Below are 15225 nucleotides of genomic sequence, written 5' to 3' on the forward strand. Positions count from 1 at the left end.
GGCCTCTTGTTCTGTTCCGCTAAATATACGGTTTTTCGGCGGGATTGTCACGCCACTGACACAAGATTTTGCGTTTCAGGTCAGGGGGATGACAAGGCCGACACAGATCAGCAAAACGCCCGCAACGATGTTCATCCGGCGCAAGGCTTCGGGGCGCTGCATGAGGCGTCTTGCACGGTCGATGAACAGCGCCATGGCAAGGTTGCCAAGCAGCGGGATGACCATGGAAAGTGACACAATGATCGCAATGTCCAGTGCTGTCAGGCGCGTCAGATCAAAGAAGCCCGGCAGCATGCCTGCATAAAACAGGATCGCCTTTGGGTTGCCAAGGATCACAACCAGCCCCGCCACAAACCCCGCCCACATGCCGGGACGCGTCAGGCGGTTGTCGGTGTGGATCTTGTCCCCGGCGTGACGGATCACCAGCGCCCCCATCACCACGAACATCGCCGCAGCGACCCATTTCAGCACCTCAAGAAAGCCGCCATAGACCGACAGCACCCATGTGATGCCAAAGATGGCCAGCAGCGACCACAGCACGTCGCCGACAACGACACCCAGCGCCAATGGCCACGCGGCATGAAACCCACCCGACAGACTGCGCGCGATCAATCCCACCCAGACTGGCCCCGGCGTCAGGAACAGCACCAGCAGCGCGCCTGCATAAAGCGCAATGTCCCACAGATCGAGGGTCATGGGCCTGCGACCGCGCTGATGCCGTCTGTTTCGGTAACTTCGATGTATTGTGCACGCGCGCCCAGACTGTCGAACAACTGCGTTTCTGTGCCTGTCATCCACGCCTGCGCGCCCAAGGCACAAATCTCGTCATAAAGGGCCGCCCGACGGTCTGCATCCAGATGGGCGGCCACCTCATCCAGCAGCAATATGGGCGGTGCACCAAAGTCCCGGGCCAACGCCCTTGCATTGGCAAGGATCAGGGACACAAGCAGCGCCTTTTGTTCGCCGGTTGAACAATCCTTCGCGGGCACATCCTTGGCTGCATAGATCCCGTAAAGGTCTGCGCGGTGCGGTCCGATCAATGTGCGCCCCGCCGCCAGATCGCGGCTGCGCCCGTCGGCGAGGGCCGCGCGCAAATCTTCGGCGGACTCCGGCAGGCCCAATTCACCCGGCTGCAATGTCAGCGTGGCGGCCGGAAACGCCGTCTGCGCGTCGCCCTGCGCCTCGGCAAGTGCCTGCAAAGCACTGAGACGGTTGGCGTGCATGGCGGCCCCGGTTTCCGCCATCCGCTGTTCCAGCGCACTGTACCAATGCGGATCGCGCACCATGTCCTTGAGCAACCTATTCCGCTCGCGCATCGCCTTGTCATAGTCCAGCGACAGTTGCGCATGATCCGGCAGAAAACTGAGGGTCATACGATCCAGAAACCGCCGCCGCCCTTCCGCCCCTTCGATCCACAGCCGATCCATGGACGGGATCAGCCACAAGACACGCGCGATGCGCCCCAGCGCCGTCTGTGCAGCCGTCTTGCCATCGATGCGCACCTGACGCGCCGCGCCGTTTTCCGACCATGTTTCAACCTCGTGCACCTGATGCAGCGACTGCAACACACCGGTCAGTTTCCAGCCGAGCGCCTCGGGACGGCGCGTCATGTCCTCAGCCGACGACCGGCGCAGCCCGCGCCCGGGTGACAGCAGCGATACCGCTTCAAGGATGTTGGTCTTGCCCGCTCCGTTTGGTCCATGGATTGCCACGGGCCGTGCATCCAATGCCAACCGCGCGATTTTATGCGAGCGGAAATGCGAGAGGGTCAAAGCAGAAAGGGACAGCGCCATTCACCGTCCCCTTGTCTGATTCAAAAAATCTCCGCCGGAGGCAAGAATTCAAACGCGCATCGGCATGACGACATAGACCGCGCTCAGGTCGTTGCCTTCGCGCATCAGGGTCGGATCGCCTGACGAGTTGAACAGGAACACCGCATTTTCGCGGTCCACTTGAGACGCGATTTCCAGCAAGTATTTGGCGTTAAATCCAATTTCCAGCTTTTCGTCGCCATAGGCCACGGCAAGCTCTTCTTCCGCGGCACCCGAGTCAGGCGCGTTGACGGACAGGATCAGCCGGTCTTCGTCCAGTTGCAGTTTCACCGCGCGCGAGCGTTCGGAACTGACAGTCGCGACCCGGTCAACGGCCTTGGCGAAATCCGAGGCGTCGACTTCCATCTTGCGTGTGTTGCCCGCCGGAATGACGCGGGTGTAGTCCGGAAATGTGCCGTCGATCACCTTTGAGGTCAGCGTGATATCGGGGGTGGCAAAGCGGACCTTGGTTTCGGACACGCTCACCGCGATTTCCATGTCGTCATCGTCCAGCAGCTTGCGCAATTCACCCACGGTTTTGCGAGGCACGATCACGCCCGCCATATCGGCAGCCCCTTCGGGCAAATCGCTGTCGATCCGGGCAAGGCGGTGGCCGTCTGTCGCAACACAACGCAGTGCGCGCCCTTCATCTCCATCCGCGATATGCATGTAAACGCCGTTCAGATAATACCGCGTCTCTTCGGTCGATATGGCGAATTTGGACTTGTCGAACAGGCGGCGCAGCTTAGGCGCCGCGATCGAGAAGTTCGACGCATATTCAGAACTTGCCATGACTGGAAAGTCTTCTTTCGGCAGCGTGGCGAGTGAGAAATTCGAGCGCCCTGCCTCGACCGTCAACCGGCCCGCAGCACTGTCCGCCGTCAGCGATACCAGCGCGCCATCGGGCAGTTTGCGCACGATTTCATGCAAGGTGGTGGCGGACACGGTCGTCGCCCCGGCCCGTTCGACCTGTGCCGGGGCCTTGTCGACCACTTCGATGTCAAGATCGGTGGCGCGGAAGGTCACGTCGGACCCTTCGGCCTCGATCAGCACATTGGCAAGGATCGGAATGGTGTTGCGCCGTTCGACCACGGATTGGGCCTGGCTGACGGCCTTGAGCAGCACGCCGCGTTCGACACTGATTTTCATGGTCTGTCTCCCATCGATCCCCGACCGCATTGCAGGGAGGGGCACCCTAGCCCAAACACGCGGCTTCACAAGTATTTTCTTGTTTTGTCCGTCGGATCGCGAGGGGCGTCAAGTCAGCGTCGCCTCAAGCGGCGGCAAAATTACGCAGTTGCCGGGTTTGGGGTCGCCATTGGTGGGGAAAATCGGCCTGAGTTTACCATTGACCTGCATGTCAGCTTGTCCAACGCTGGATCAGGGACAGAGATGTGCCAAAGGTTCAGAAGGGCGATTTCATGATGTCAGTGTTCAACAGTGCAGGGCCCGAATGATCCGGTTTCTGGATGCCACTCTGGGCAGGTGGCTGCGCCATTTCCTGTTCGTGCTGGTGCGCAGCTACTATGCCCTGTTTTACAACGTCAGTTGCGCGGGCAAGCATCTGTTGCAGGACAGGCCGGGAACTTTGATCCTTGCCACCCATGTCAGCCGTCATGACGGGCCCCTGATCGCGGCGATCCTCTATGCGACGAAACGCATTCGCCCGACGGTCCACTATGACGAATATTACAACTGGTCGCAGTTTATACCGATGTTCATCGCCTCGGCCATCCCGATGAGTTCACCGAAATCCTGGCCAGACGAAAGACGCAAGGCGCGCAAGGCTGTGGTGCTTGAGATCGTGCACAAGGTGCTGGCCAAGGGCAATTCCGTGCTGCTGTTTCCCGCCGGTAAAGTGCGGCGCGAGGAACGCGAACGGGTGCCCGCCTATCTGTCCGGCGTCCATGACATCCTGAGGGCCGAGCCGAACACGCCCGTCATGCTGCTGCGCATCGATGGGTTGGGGGCGCATCAACCGGCGACCTATGACAGTTTCTGGACATTCCTTGGCATTAAAAAAGGGCGGCGGCACGTCACGATGGATTTGCGTCCCCTGACCGATCTTGATGCCTCGATAGACGTCGAGGCGTTCAATGCGCGGCTAGAGGATCTGCTGAACACACCGATTTCCCACGCATTGTAAGCCCGGGTGGCACCACGAAAAACGGCGCCTCAGGGGCGCCGCTGTCAAGGGTGATGTGGGTACCTGTTACGCTTCAAGCGCGCGGCGCAGCAACTCCAGGTCTTCGGCGATCTGCCCATCCTGCTGGCGCAATTCATCGATCCGTTTCACACCATGCATCACCGTCGTGTGGTCGCGCCCACCAAAGCGGCGGCCAATCTCGGGCAGGCTGCGCGAGGTCAGGTGCTTGCACAGATACATTGCCACCTGACGGGGGCGGGCATAGCTGCGCAGGCGTTTGGGGCCGATCATATCGCTCAGGCGGATGTTGTAATGCTCGGACACTTTGCGCTGAATTTCCTCGACCGTGATCTTGCGTTCCGAGGCACGTAGCACATCGGCAAGGCAATCCTGCGTGAGGTCCAGATCGATCTTGCGCCCGACCAGCGAGGCAAAGGCGAACAGGCGGGTCAGCGCCCCTTCGAGGACACGCACGTTGTTTGAAATGCGCAAAGCAAGGAATTCCAGAACGCCGTCTTCGACCTTGAGGTCGGGATAGACAAGCTGCTGCTGTTCGACCTTGGACTGGAGGATGCCCAGACGCAGCTCGTAATCGGTGGGGTGCAGATCGACGATCAGGCCGCATTGCAGGCGCGATTTCACCCGCTCTTCAAGGTCCTTGATCTCGCCGGGGGCGCGGTCGGCGGAAATGATAATCTGTTTGTTCTGATCGACCAGCGCGTTGAAGGTGTGAAAGAACTCTTCCTGCGTGCTGTCCTTGCCCGCGATAAACTGCACGTCATCGACCATCAATACGTCGACAGAGCGGAACAGCTCTTTGAAATCCATCATCTTGCGATCACGCAACGCCTGCACAAAGCGGTACATGAATTGTTCGGCGGACAGATACAGGACATTCATGCCGGGCTGACGGGCGCGCAATTCCCACGCGATGGCGTGCATCAGGTGCGTTTTGCCAAGGCCGACACCACCATAAAGGAAAAGCGGATTGAAGGTGACGGGACCACCTTCGGCGACGCGGCGGGCCGCGGCATGGGCGAGTTCGTTGGGTTTGCCGACGACAAAGCTGTCAAAGGTGAACCGTTTGTCCAGCGCGGCAGCGGCCAAAGCGGATGTGGACGTCTGCGCAGCCGGAGCCGTTGCAGCAGGCGTCGGTGCATCCAGAGCAGTGGGCCGGGCCTGGGCATTGGCAGCAACGGCAAAACTGAGGCGGCGCACATCGTCATATTCCGACTTCAGTTCATGCAGGATCAGATCCGAAAAATTCTGACTGACATAATTGCCCATGAAATTAGTCGGCACATCAAACGTGACGATCCCGTCCGTGAGTTCCCGAAATTTCAACGGCTCGATCCATGTTGTATAATTGTTCTGACCGACGGTCTTAAGCAGCCGTTTTCTCAGCTGTCCCCATTCTTGTTGAGTCATGTGTGCACTATCATCCTTTCCGCCACCTCTATCCGACGATCTTCGGCTCGTCAGAATTGCCCGTCCCATAACTTGAGGCAAACCGCTCTTGCTGCGCTGCCATACAACAGCGCATTCAGTTCGGCTGGACTTCACAGATTCCGCACGTGCAGCACCCATTACCCGGGCATCTTTCACGTGCTCTCCGCACACCAATCCATTTTGACAGGTTCAGCAGCGGCACCATCGTGCGCTCTAAAACGCGGGCTATACTCGCAACAGCACTACCCGACCCGGTTGCGGACGCATTGCAGCATGCATCCTGTTCCGGCCTGTCCCCCCAAGGCGATTCCTGATCGCATCACGGTGGTATCAAGTTCGTTCGCAGGCCGTCTACACATCTTGCGACTTGACTCGGACTTTCTCAAAAAAGAATCTGTGCGTGCCTTGTTTTTATAGAGAAAACGCAAAAGGCGTCGCAAAATTGCGACGCCATGATCTTGCAATTTTGGGTTGTGTCAGCCGAGCGCTTTCACCCGGGCCGACAGTCGCGACATTTTCCGCGACACGGTGTTCTTGTGATAAACACCCTTGGTCACGCCGCGCATCAGTTCAGGTTGCGCGGCCTTGAGGGCGGCACCTGCCGCATCCTTGTCACCCGAGGCAATCGCCTCTTCGACGCGGCGCAGATAGGTGCGGATGCGCGACCGGCGCGCCTTGTTCACTTGAAAGCGTTTGTCGTTTTGACGGGCCCGCTTTTTGGCCTGAGGCGAATTTGCCATTTTATCTCGTCCCAATATTGGTGCGGTAGTTTCAGAAGTCCCGGTCTTTAGGCGCGACTCACCTGCCTGTCAAGCAGATGCGGGATGCCGCAAGGACGGGTGCAAAGCCCCTATTTGTCGCGGAACTGCGCGGTGCGCTTTTCAAGGAAGGCTTCCATGCCCTCTTTCTGATCTTCGGTCGCAAACAGCGAATGGAACACGCGCCGCTCGAACAGCAAACCATCGCGCAGCGGCACTTCGAAGGATTTGTTCACCGCCTCCTTGATCGCCATGGTCGAAATCATCGACTTCTCGGCAATCTTGTGGGCGGCGGCCATCACTTCTTCCATCAGTTTCTTGGGTGAGACCACGCGGCTGACCAGTCCGGAGCGTTCGGCTTCGGCTGCATCCATGAAGCGGCCCGTCAGGTTCATGTCCATCGCCTTGGCCTTGCCCACGGCATGGGTCAAACGCTGCGTGCCGCCGATCCCGGCCATCACGCCCAGGTTCACTTCGGGTTGCCCGAACTTGGCGGTTTCCGAGGCAATGATGAAATCGCACATCATCGCCAGTTCGCACCCCCCGCCCAGCGCATAACCGGATACAGCAGCGATGATGGGCTTGCGCACGCGGGATATCGCGTCGGTTTCGGGGCCGAACAGATCTTCGGTAAAGACTTCGATATATGTCTTGTCTTTCATCATGGCGATGTCCGCACCGGCGGCAAATGCCTTTTCCGACCCGGCCAGAACAATGCAGCGCACCTTGCTGTCGGCCTGTGCCGCAGCCATTGCATCCGCAAGTTCGCTCATCAATTGGTCATTCAGAGCATTCAACGCGTCGGGCCTGTTCAGGGTCACTTTCGCGATGTGGTCTTCAACTTCGACGATGATCGTCTCGTAGGCCATAAGGGTCTATCCAATGGTTGCCGTTGAGGGCCGAGCATTACCACGGCGCGCTCCTGTTTCAAGCTATGATTGGCACGACCTGCAGTAGAAGGATGATCGACCAGACTGCACGATCCGGGATATGGACGCGCCGCAATCGGGGGTGCGGCAGGGTTCACCCTCCCGTCCGTAAACGTCAAAGCGGTGCTGAAAATATCCAAGCTCCCCATCGGCTTGGCGGAAATCGCGCAGCGATGATCCACCTGCCTCAATCGCCTCTGTCAGCACGTCGCGGATGATCGGAACCAGTGCCGCGACACGGGGTTTCGCAATCCGCCCGGCTTTGCGCGCGGGCGAGATTTGCGCACGATAAAGCGCCTCACAGACATATATATTGCCCAATCCGGCAACGATTCTCTGATCCAGCAGGGCGGATTTCACCGGCGTGTTCTTGTTCCTGAACGCGTCGATCAAATGCCCTTCGTGAAAATCGTTTCCCAACGGTTCGGGCCCGAGCACGGCGAGCAGCTTGTGCTGCTCCGCCCCGTCTGTCGTCATCAGGTCCATCGCCCCGAACCGGCGCGGATCGTTGAAGGTGATGCGCGCGCCGTTGTCCATGTGCAGCACAACATGGTCGTGTTTTTCCGCCGCCGGGTGTTCATGCGCGAATTGTCCCAGCGGATCGCCAGACACCAGCATCCGCCCCGACATGCCCAGATGGATCAGCAGCGTCTCACCCGAGGACAGATCGGCCAGAATGTATTTTGACCGCCGCCGCAGGCCCAGAACGTGCTGCCCGGTCAACCGATCCGCCATGCCCGGCGGGAACGGCCAGCGCAGGTCGGGCCGGTTCACGTCTGCACGCGCAATCACGGCACCCGTCATCGCAGGGGTAAGGCCACGGCGGACGGTTTCGACTTCGGGCAGTTCGGGCATCGGGTCTCGCTTTGTCGTAAGTCGCCCACAGATAGTGCCCATGGACGCCCCGTGCAATCAGCGCGCGTTTATGTCCAGCCGTTCGATGATCAGCGCTTTGAAAGTGTCATGCCCTTCGATGAATCGGGGCACTGAAATCCTGGAACGCCCCGCAAAGTGCAGCGTGAACCCATCCCGTGTTGTCTTGGCCGAGGTCAAATCCCAAAGGTCAAACTCGCGCTGAACCAACATGGCGGTGGTGCACGACATCTCGTCCTGATCAATCTCAAGCCGAAAGGTCCAGATGTAGATCCCGCCCCAGATCAGAAACGCGAGCATCATCAGGTAGTAGTGAACCGGAGTCTGGCCTGCGAATTCGGTGAACAGCTCAAGATACGCAACAAAGGCGACAAGCAGCGGCATCAACGCAATGTATCCATAGCGCCATCCGACAGTCGCCCGAAACACCTGTGTGCTGCCAATCGTTTGCGGCGTCTTGCGCCCAACGGCAAAGACGTTTCCGATCGCTTCTTCGGGATTCCCGACGGGCGACCAAAACCCGATAAGCGTGTTCAACAGCCGATCCCACATGGTGCGATCTGTACGGATGTCGCGCGGGCCGATCAGCCGTTTGGCAATGTAGGCACCCCCAAAGTACAGGGCGACATTCAGTGCGATCACGAAAAAAGCGACGAGTATCATGGCTGCGACCTTTGCGCTGATTTGACTATTTGTTTCTTGCCTCACGAGTCTTTAAGCACAAATGCGACGTAACAGAGACCGACCCGGATCATTTGCATGACTGAAGCCCCTGAAAAGAAAACCCATTTCGGATATCAGACGGTGACCGAAGGGGAAAAGGCCGGGCGCGTGCAGGGTGTGTTCAACTCGGTCGCCTCCAAATACGATATTATGAACGATGTGATGAGCGTCGGCATCCACCGCATCTGGAAAGAGGCGATGATGGATTGGCTGGCGCCGCGTGCTGGCCAGAAATTGCTGGATGTGGCAGGGGGCACGGGCGACATCTCGTTCAAGTTCCTCAAACGTGCAGGCCAGGGCCACGCCACCGTGCTGGACCTGACCGAACCGATGCTGGTCGAGGGGCGCAAGCGTGCCGAAGCGGACAAGATGGCCGACAGCCTTGATTGGGTGGTGGGGGACGCGATGGCGCTGCCGTTCGAGGACAGCACATTCGATGTCTACACAATCAGCTTTGGCATCCGGAACGTGACCCGCCCCGCCGATGCGCTGGCCGAGGCCTATCGCGTCCTCAAACCCGGTGGCCGCCTGATGGTTTTGGAATTCAGCCAGTTGCCCAATGACGGGATGCAAAAGCTGTATGATCTCTACAGCTTCAACGTCATTCCGCGCATGGGCCAGATGATCGCCGGGGATCGCGACAGCTATCAGTACCTTGTCGAATCGATCCGCAAGTTCCCGGACCAAGAGACGTTTCTGGCCATGATCCGCGACGCCGGGTTCGAGCAGGCCAAGTACCGCAATCTGACCATGGGCGTCGCCTGCCTGCATTCGGGTTGGAAGCTGTAACGTGCGTGGCCCCCACAACATCATCCGGCTGATCCGCACGGGCGCGACGCTGGAACGGACCGGCGCGATGAACGTCGTCCTCGATGCGTTCGAGGCACCGCCCGCCCTGCGCTTCGTCGCCAAGGCGCTGGGCAAACCGTTTCAATGGCTTGGGTATAGCGGTGATGCGACCATGCCGCCTGCAACGCGCGCGCTGACGGCCCTTGGACCGGCCTACATCAAATTCGGACAGGTCCTGTCCACCCGTCCGGACGTGGTTGGGGACGAACTGGCGGTTCAATTGCGCGTCCTGCAAGACAAGTTGCCACCGTTTTCAACCCAAGAGGCCAAGGCGGAGGTTGAGCGTGCATTGGGTCTGCCCGCCGATACGATCTTTTCCGAATTCAGTGAACCGGTCGCCGCGGCCTCAATCGCGCAGGTGCACAAGGCGCGCCTGGCCGACGGAGGCGACCCGGTGGCTGTCAAAGTCCTGCGCCCCGGCATCGAAAAAGCGTTCAAAAAGGATGTCGATGCGTTCTACCTTGCTGCGCGCATTGTCGAAATCTTTGCGCCCGGCGCCCGGCGTCTGCGCCCGATGGAGGTGATCACCCATTTTGATGGCGTCGTGCAGGGCGAACTCGATCTCAGGCTCGAATCCTCAGCGGCCGGCGAATTTGCCGCCAACACCAAAGATGACGGGGGCTTTGACCTGCCAAAGATCCGGTGGGAGCATTCCGCGCGTCGGGTCATGACGCTGGAATGGGCGGATGGCGTGCCCATGGGCGACAATGCGGCCATCGATGCCGCGGGCCATAACCGCATCGACCTCAGCGAACGTGTGCTCAAGCTGTTTTTGCTGCACGCCCTGCGCGACGGGTATTTCCACGCCGACATGCATCAGGGCAACCTCAAGGTGGCGGCCAACGGTGACATCATTGCCTATGATTTCGGGATCATGGGGCACATCGATGAATACACGCGCCGTGTCTATGCCGAAATCCTGTTTGGTTTCATCCGCAAGGATTACAAGCGCGTCGCCGAGGTGCATTTCGAGGCAGGGTATGTGCCCGCCGACAAGGATGTCGACGAATTCGCCCGCGCCCTGCGCGCGGTGGGCGAGCCGATTTTTGGCATGGACGCGTCCAAGATTTCGATGGGCCGTCTGCTGAACTACCTGTTCGAAGTGACCGAGCGGTTTGGCATGGAAACCCGGACCGAGCTGATCCTGCTGCAACGCACCATGGTGGTGGTCGAGGGGGTCGCGCGCAGCCTCAATCCCAACATCAATATCTGGCAAGTCGCGGCCCCGGTTGTCACCGACTACATCCAGAAATCCATCGGCCCCAAGGCCGTCATCAATGATCTCTACAAAACCGCCCGTGTCCTCACGCGCTTTGGCCCGCGGTTGCCCGGCCTTGTCGAACAGGCGCTGATCGCCCAATCCAACCCGTCCCCCGACAAACGTCGCGGCTTTTGGCGGTGGATTGCCCTTGCAGGCATATTCGGGCTTCTGGCGGGCGGTGGTCTGACGCTGCTGGTCGAGGCCTTGGCCTGATCTTCTTTTGATCAAAATACCTTCGGGTCTGGAGCAACGCCCCAGTCCTCAGAATGTCTCAGCCAACACGTTCAATTGCCAGCGCAATGCCCTGACCGCCGCCGATGCACATGGTGATCAACGCCTTGGACCCGCCGATCCGCTCCAGTTCATAAAGCGCCTTGACCGTGATGATCGCGCCTGTCGCCCCAACGGGATGGCCCAGCGCAATGGCGCCACCATTGGGGTTCACGCGCGCCGGATCAAACCCAAGGTCGTTGGAGACTGCCAAGGCCTGCGCGGCGAACGCCTCGTTTGATTCGACCACATCGAAATCAGACGCGGACAGGCCGGTCCGGTCCAACAGATTGCGCACCGCAGGGATTGGCCCGATGCCCATCACTTCGGGGCGTACTCCGGCATGGGCATAGCCAAGAACGCGAGCGCGCGGCGTCAGCCCGGCTTTCTCTGCGGCTTCGGCAGTGGCCAAAACAACAGCCCCCGCACCATCGTTGATGCCAGAGGCATTGCCTGCCGTGACAGACCCGTCTTTCTGGAACACCGGGCGCAGTCCGCCCAAGGCGTCGAGGCTGGTCGCTTTGGGATGTTCGTCGACGTCAAATGCCACGGTGTCGCGTTTGACCCGCACTTCCACCGGCGTGATCTGGCTGGCAAAGCGGCCATCAGCAATCGCGGCTGCGGCTCGTTCCTGACTTTGCATGGCAAAGGCATCTTGCGCCTCGCGGGTGATCCCGTGTTCGGCGGCAACATTTTCGGCCGTGACCCCCATGTGGCCGGTGCCAAACGGGCAGTTGAGCGCGCCCAGCATCATGTCCAGCGTGCGCACATCGCCCATCTTTGCGCCCCAGCGCTGGTCCGGAATGATAAAGGGCGAGCGCGACATGTTCTCGGCCCCGCCAGCCAGCCCAAACTGCGCATCGCCCAGCATCAGAGACTGTATGACAGACACAATCGCCTGCACGCCCGACCCGCAAAGGCGGTTCACATTCATCGCGGGCACCGTGTCTGGCACCCCCGCCTGCATCGCGGCAACGCGGCTCAGGTACATGTCGCGCGGTTCGGTGTTGATCACGTGGCCGAACGCAACATGGCCGATCTGCCCACTCTCAACGCCCGACCGTTCAAGTGCTGCTTTGGCCGCCACAGTGCCAAGATCGATGGGTGTGGTGCCGGCAAGTGCGCCGCCGAACGTGCCGATGGCCGTGCGTGCGCCGCCTAGAATAACGATGTCCTGGGTCATGATGATCCTCCCTGTTTCGACCATGATGACGATGCGGGCCGGTCAAAGGAACCCCGGACCTTGACAGGGATGCAACAGCACGGGCAACTGTCCGTCATGACGGATGAAACGGACGCTATCCTATCGCTTTTGCCTGCCCGCCTGAAGGACGCGCGGCGGGCGCAGGGCCTGTCGCTTGATGCCGTGGCCAAACTGTCGGGTGTCAGCCGATCCATGGTCAGCCAGATCGAACGCGGAGAATCCTCGCCCACCATCGCGACCTTGTGGAACCTGACCCGCGCCTTGCAGGTCGATTTCGCCGGGCTGCTTGATGAACAGGCCGCAACGCAGATCGAAATCCTGCGGGCGGCGGATGTGCCAAGCATCGAAAACCGTGGTGCGGGCTGCACCATCCGCATCCTGTCCCGCCCCGAAGATGCTGGGCAACACGAAGTGTACGAGTTGCGCTTTGCAGAAGGTGGCGTGCTCGACAGTCAGCCCCACAGGCGCGGCGCGCGCGAGCAACTGACTGTGATTGAGGGCAAGCTGATCGTGACCAGCAGCGGGGCCAGCCAGAAGATCGGGCAGGGGGACACGGCCCGCTATGCCGCCGACGTGGCGCACAAGATCGAAGCGACACGGCCCAGCCGCGCATTTCTGGTGGTTCAGGACGCCTGAAATCCGTCTTTACGGATTTTCGTCCAAGATCACGAAATCCTGTATTTCGGAATCGCATCCGGTATGTTAGATTGCCCGCCAAAGGAGTCTGACCATGACGCACGCATTTCTTTCCCACATCACTGACACTCTGGCCCAGATCGACGCCGATGGCATGACCAAGCGCGAGCGTATGATCACGTCCCCTCAAGGGGGCGGATCGCTGTCGGGGATCGCGAGGTGCTGAACCTGTGTGCCAACAACTATCTGGGCCTTGCTGACCACCCTGACCTGATCGCTGCCGCCAATAGCGCAATGGAAAGCCACGGCTTCGGCATGGCCTCTGTCCGCTTCATCTGTGGCACGCAGGATCTGCACCGCGCGCTTGAACAAAAACTGGCCGCGTTCCTGGGCAAAGACGATGCGATCCTGTTTGCTGCCTGCTTTGACGCCAACGGAGGTTTGTTCGAGCCGCTTTTGGGGCCAGAAGATGCGATCATTTCCGACGCACTCAATCATGCGTCGATCATCGACGGTATTAGGCTCTGCAAGGCGCAACGCCATCGCTATGCGAACAGCGATATGGCCGGTTTAGAGACACAATTGCAGGCGGCCCGCGCCGCTGGCGCGCGCCACATCATGATCGCGACGGACGGCGTGTTTTCGATGGATGGCTATCTGGCCAAGCTGCCTGAAATCACCGACCTCGCTGCAAAATACGACGCGCTGGTGATGGTGGATGATTGCCACGCGACCGGGTTCATGGGGCCAAAAGGCGCGGGCACGCCCGCCCATGCCGGTGTCGATGTGGACATTCTGACAGGGACGCTGGGCAAGGCGCTGGGCGGCTCCATCGGTGGTTACGTCGCGGGGCCGCAACCCGTGATCGACCTGCTGCGCCAGCGCGCGCGGCCCTACCTGTTTTCCAACTCTCTGCCGCCCTCAATCGTTGCTGCCGGGATCGAGGCCATTCGGCTGGTCGAAGAAGGCGACGCCCTGCGGGCCCAACTGTTCGACAACGCGGCCTATTGGCGCGCGGGTCTGAGCGATCTGGGGTTCGAGCTGTTGCCGGGCGAACACCCGATTATCCCCGTTATGCTGGGTGAGGCGCAGGTGGCGCAGGACATGGCCGCACGCCTGTTTGAAGAGGGTGTCTATGTCTCGGGATTTTTCTTTCCGGTGGTGCCGCGCGGGCAAGCCCGTATCCGCACGCAGATGAACGCGGCGCTGACGCGGGATGATCTGGATCGCGGGCTGGCCGCATTCGAGGTCGCGGGCAAAGCTGTAGGCGTGCTGTCATGACCAATGAGATGATCGCGCTGGAAAAGACGCATCCCCGTGAGGGTCTATGGCAAGTCACGGCACCAGTGCCTGAAATCGGCCCCGATGATGTGCTGATCCGCATCAACAAAACGGGGATTTGCGGAACCGATATCCATATCTGGAACTGGGATGACTGGGCGGCGCACACTGTGCCGACTCCGCTGATCACCGGGCACGAGTTTGCGGGTGAGATTGTCGAAATCGGCTCTAACGTGCAGGATTTGGCGCTGGGCCAACGCTGTTCCGGGGAAGGGCACCTGATCGGTAAAACCTCGCGCCAGTCGCGCGCGGGCAAGTTCCATCTGGACCCGGCAACGCGCGGAATCGGCGTGAATGAACAGGGGGCCTTTGCCGAATACCTGCGCCTGCCTGCGTTCAACGTGGTGCCGCTGCCGGATGAGATCAGTGATGACATAGGTGCCATTCTCGATCCGTTGGGCAATGCGGTGCACACCGCGCTCAGCTTTGATCTGGTGGGCGAGGATGTGTTGGTGACTGGCGCGGGACCCATCGGGATCATGGCCGCTGCCGTCGCGCGGCATGTAGGGGCGCGCAACGTGGTGATCACGGATGTGAATCCGGACCGCTTGGCGCTGGCTGCGCGTGTGGCGGATGTGGTGCCAGTCAATGTGTTGGAGCAGGATATGGCCAGCATCATGCCGGGGCTGAAGATGAAGCAGGGCTTTGACGTCGGTCTTGAGATGTCGGGCAATCAGGCGGCCCTTGATCAGATGGTCGAGGCGATGACCATGGGTGGGCGCATTGCGATGCTGGGCATCCCGCCGGGCAAAAGCCCCGTGGACTGGAGCCGCATCGTCTTCAAAGCGATCACGATCAAGGGCGTCTACGGGCGCGAGATTTTTGAGACGTGGTACAAGATGATCGCCATGTTGCAGAACGGACTGGATGTGTCCGGCGTGATCACGCACCGCTTCAAGGCGCGTGATTTTGCAGACGGGTTTGCGGCGATGAAGTCCGGATCGTCCGGCAAGGTCGTTCTCGACTGGACCTGAG

14 protein-coding genes and 1 pseudogene are annotated in these 15225 nt (G+C 60.1%); 6 read left to right on the plus strand and 9 right to left on the minus strand.

The genetic code is table 11. From position 1 onward, the window contains the following. Window positions 1–75: 75 nt before the first annotated feature. Genes ACERZ8_RS05845 through dnaN form a run of 3 tightly spaced genes read right to left on the minus strand, consistent with a single transcriptional unit; the run spans window position 76 to window position 2960 of the window. A complete protein-coding gene (locus tag ACERZ8_RS05845) occupies window positions 76–696 on the minus strand; it encodes a LysE family translocator (RefSeq protein WP_407591255.1) in 621 nt (206 codons plus the stop codon). Then, window positions 693–1793, minus strand: coding sequence for a DNA replication/repair protein RecF (gene recF / locus ACERZ8_RS05850; protein WP_407591256.1), 1101 nt, complete (start codon window positions 1791–1793; stop codon window positions 693–695). Before recF ends, ACERZ8_RS05845 begins: the two co-directional genes overlap by 4 nt. A 48-nt stretch (window positions 1794–1841) precedes the next feature. After that, window positions 1842–2960, minus strand: a complete 1119-nt coding sequence (gene dnaN / locus ACERZ8_RS05855) for a DNA polymerase III subunit beta (RefSeq protein WP_407591258.1) — start codon at window positions 2958–2960, stop codon at window positions 1842–1844. A 304-nt stretch (window positions 2961–3264) separates the two neighbouring features. Between dnaN and ACERZ8_RS05860 the strand changes: the two genes are divergently transcribed. Continuing rightward, window positions 3265–3957 (plus strand): 1-acyl-sn-glycerol-3-phosphate acyltransferase, encoded by a 693-nt coding sequence (locus tag ACERZ8_RS05860; protein ID WP_407591259.1) that lies wholly within the window; start codon window positions 3265–3267, stop codon window positions 3955–3957. A 66-nt stretch (window positions 3958–4023) separates the two neighbouring features. On the opposite strand, the gene dnaA is transcribed toward ACERZ8_RS05860, so the two are convergent. From dnaA to ACERZ8_RS05885, 5 genes are all read right to left on the minus strand, one after another. Continuing rightward, window positions 4024–5385, minus strand: a complete 1362-nt coding sequence (gene dnaA, locus ACERZ8_RS05865; RefSeq protein ID WP_407591260.1) for a chromosomal replication initiator protein DnaA — start codon at window positions 5383–5385, stop codon at window positions 4024–4026. A 497-nt stretch (window positions 5386–5882) separates the two neighbouring features. Continuing rightward, on the minus strand, window positions 5883–6146 hold the full coding sequence (gene rpsT, locus ACERZ8_RS05870; protein ID WP_407591262.1) for a 30S ribosomal protein S20: 264 nt from the start codon (window positions 6144–6146) through the stop codon (window positions 5883–5885). 110 nt (window positions 6147–6256) lie between these two features. Continuing rightward, window positions 6257–7033 carry an enoyl-CoA hydratase gene (locus ACERZ8_RS05875; protein ID WP_407591264.1) on the minus strand — a complete coding sequence of 259 codons (777 nt, stop codon included), beginning with the start codon at window positions 7031–7033 and terminating at the stop codon, window positions 6257–6259. A gap of 63 nt (window positions 7034–7096) precedes the next feature. Further along, window positions 7097–7948 carry a bifunctional DNA-formamidopyrimidine glycosylase/DNA-(apurinic or apyrimidinic site) lyase gene (gene mutM, locus ACERZ8_RS05880; protein WP_407594175.1) on the minus strand — a complete coding sequence of 284 codons (852 nt, stop codon included), beginning with the start codon at window positions 7946–7948 and terminating at the stop codon, window positions 7097–7099. A gap of 57 nt (window positions 7949–8005) precedes the next feature. Next, on the minus strand, window positions 8006–8629 hold the full coding sequence (locus tag ACERZ8_RS05885; protein ID WP_407591266.1) for a hypothetical protein: 624 nt from the start codon (window positions 8627–8629) through the stop codon (window positions 8006–8008). A 96-nt stretch (window positions 8630–8725) separates the two neighbouring features. Here ACERZ8_RS05885 and ubiE point away from each other — a divergent pair, with 96 nt between their 5' ends. Continuing rightward, a complete protein-coding gene (gene ubiE / locus ACERZ8_RS05890) occupies window positions 8726–9478 on the plus strand; it encodes a bifunctional demethylmenaquinone methyltransferase/2-methoxy-6-polyprenyl-1,4-benzoquinol methylase UbiE (RefSeq protein ID WP_407591268.1) in 753 nt (250 codons plus the stop codon). A gap of 1 nt (window position 9479) precedes the next feature. Continuing rightward, window positions 9480–11012 carry a 2-polyprenylphenol 6-hydroxylase gene (ubiB, locus tag ACERZ8_RS05895; protein ID WP_407591269.1) on the plus strand — a complete coding sequence of 511 codons (1533 nt, stop codon included), beginning with the start codon at window positions 9480–9482 and terminating at the stop codon, window positions 11010–11012. 58 nt (window positions 11013–11070) lie between these two features. On the opposite strand, the gene ACERZ8_RS05900 is transcribed toward ubiB, so the two are convergent. Further along, window positions 11071–12252 (minus strand): acetyl-CoA C-acyltransferase family protein, encoded by a 1182-nt coding sequence (locus tag ACERZ8_RS05900; RefSeq protein WP_407591271.1) that lies wholly within the window; start codon window positions 12250–12252, stop codon window positions 11071–11073. 96 nt (window positions 12253–12348) lie between these two features. Between ACERZ8_RS05900 and ACERZ8_RS05905 the strand changes: the two genes are divergently transcribed. The 3 genes and pseudogenes from ACERZ8_RS05905 to tdh all read left to right on the plus strand — a co-directional run bounded on the left by ACERZ8_RS05905 (window position 12349) and on the right by tdh (window position 15224). Further along, window positions 12349–12909: a helix-turn-helix domain-containing protein gene (locus tag ACERZ8_RS05905; RefSeq protein WP_407594178.1), complete on the plus strand. Its 561-nt coding sequence runs from the start codon at window positions 12349–12351 to the stop codon at window positions 12907–12909. A 94-nt stretch (window positions 12910–13003) separates the two neighbouring features. Continuing rightward, window positions 13004–14190: pseudogene (locus ACERZ8_RS05910) on the plus strand (glycine C-acetyltransferase). Continuing rightward, the gene (gene tdh / locus ACERZ8_RS05915) at window positions 14187–15224 is read left to right on the plus strand and encodes an L-threonine 3-dehydrogenase (protein ID WP_407591272.1); all 1038 of its coding nucleotides are present in this window, start codon (window positions 14187–14189) and stop codon (window positions 15222–15224) included. The pseudogene ACERZ8_RS05910 and the gene tdh overlap by 4 nt, the downstream one beginning before the upstream one ends. Window position 15225 lies beyond the last annotated feature (1 nt).

It is taken from the genome of Tateyamaria armeniaca, assembly GCF_045797845.1.
GTDB classification, from domain to species: domain Bacteria; phylum Pseudomonadota; class Alphaproteobacteria; order Rhodobacterales; family Rhodobacteraceae; genus Tateyamaria; species Tateyamaria armeniaca.

Excerpts from the sequence above, each read along its gene's own strand:
- recF (WP_407591256.1), bottom strand. The coding sequence starts at position 1,793 with ATGGCGCTGTCCCTTTCTGCTTTGACCCTCTCGCATTTCCGCTCGCAT.
- ACERZ8_RS05845 (WP_407591255.1), bottom strand. The coding sequence starts at position 696 with ATGACCCTCGATCTGTGGGACATTGCGCTTTATGCAGGCGCGCTGCTG.
- dnaN (WP_407591258.1), bottom strand. The coding sequence starts at position 2,960 with ATGAAAATCAGTGTCGAACGCGGCGTGCTGCTCAAGGCCGTCAGCCAG.
- ACERZ8_RS05875 (WP_407591264.1), bottom strand. The coding sequence starts at position 7,033 with ATGGCCTACGAGACGATCATCGTCGAAGTTGAAGACCACATCGCGAAA.
- rpsT (WP_407591262.1), bottom strand. The coding sequence starts at position 6,146 with ATGGCAAATTCGCCTCAGGCCAAAAAGCGGGCCCGTCAAAACGACAAA.
- ubiE (WP_407591268.1), top strand. The coding sequence starts at position 8,726 with ATGACTGAAGCCCCTGAAAAGAAAACCCATTTCGGATATCAGACGGTG.
- ACERZ8_RS05860 (WP_407591259.1), top strand. The coding sequence starts at position 3,265 with ATGATCCGGTTTCTGGATGCCACTCTGGGCAGGTGGCTGCGCCATTTC.
- ACERZ8_RS05905 (WP_407594178.1), top strand. The coding sequence starts at position 12,349 with ATGACGGATGAAACGGACGCTATCCTATCGCTTTTGCCTGCCCGCCTG.
- ACERZ8_RS05900 (WP_407591271.1), bottom strand. The coding sequence starts at position 12,252 with ATGACCCAGGACATCGTTATTCTAGGCGGCGCACGCACGGCCATCGGC.
- tdh (WP_407591272.1), top strand. The coding sequence starts at position 14,187 with ATGACCAATGAGATGATCGCGCTGGAAAAGACGCATCCCCGTGAGGGT.
- ACERZ8_RS05885 (WP_407591266.1), bottom strand. The coding sequence starts at position 8,629 with ATGATACTCGTCGCTTTTTTCGTGATCGCACTGAATGTCGCCCTGTAC.
- dnaA (WP_407591260.1), bottom strand. The coding sequence starts at position 5,385 with ATGACTCAACAAGAATGGGGACAGCTGAGAAAACGGCTGCTTAAGACC.
- mutM (WP_407594175.1), bottom strand. The coding sequence starts at position 7,948 with ATGCCCGAACTGCCCGAAGTCGAAACCGTCCGCCGTGGCCTTACCCCT.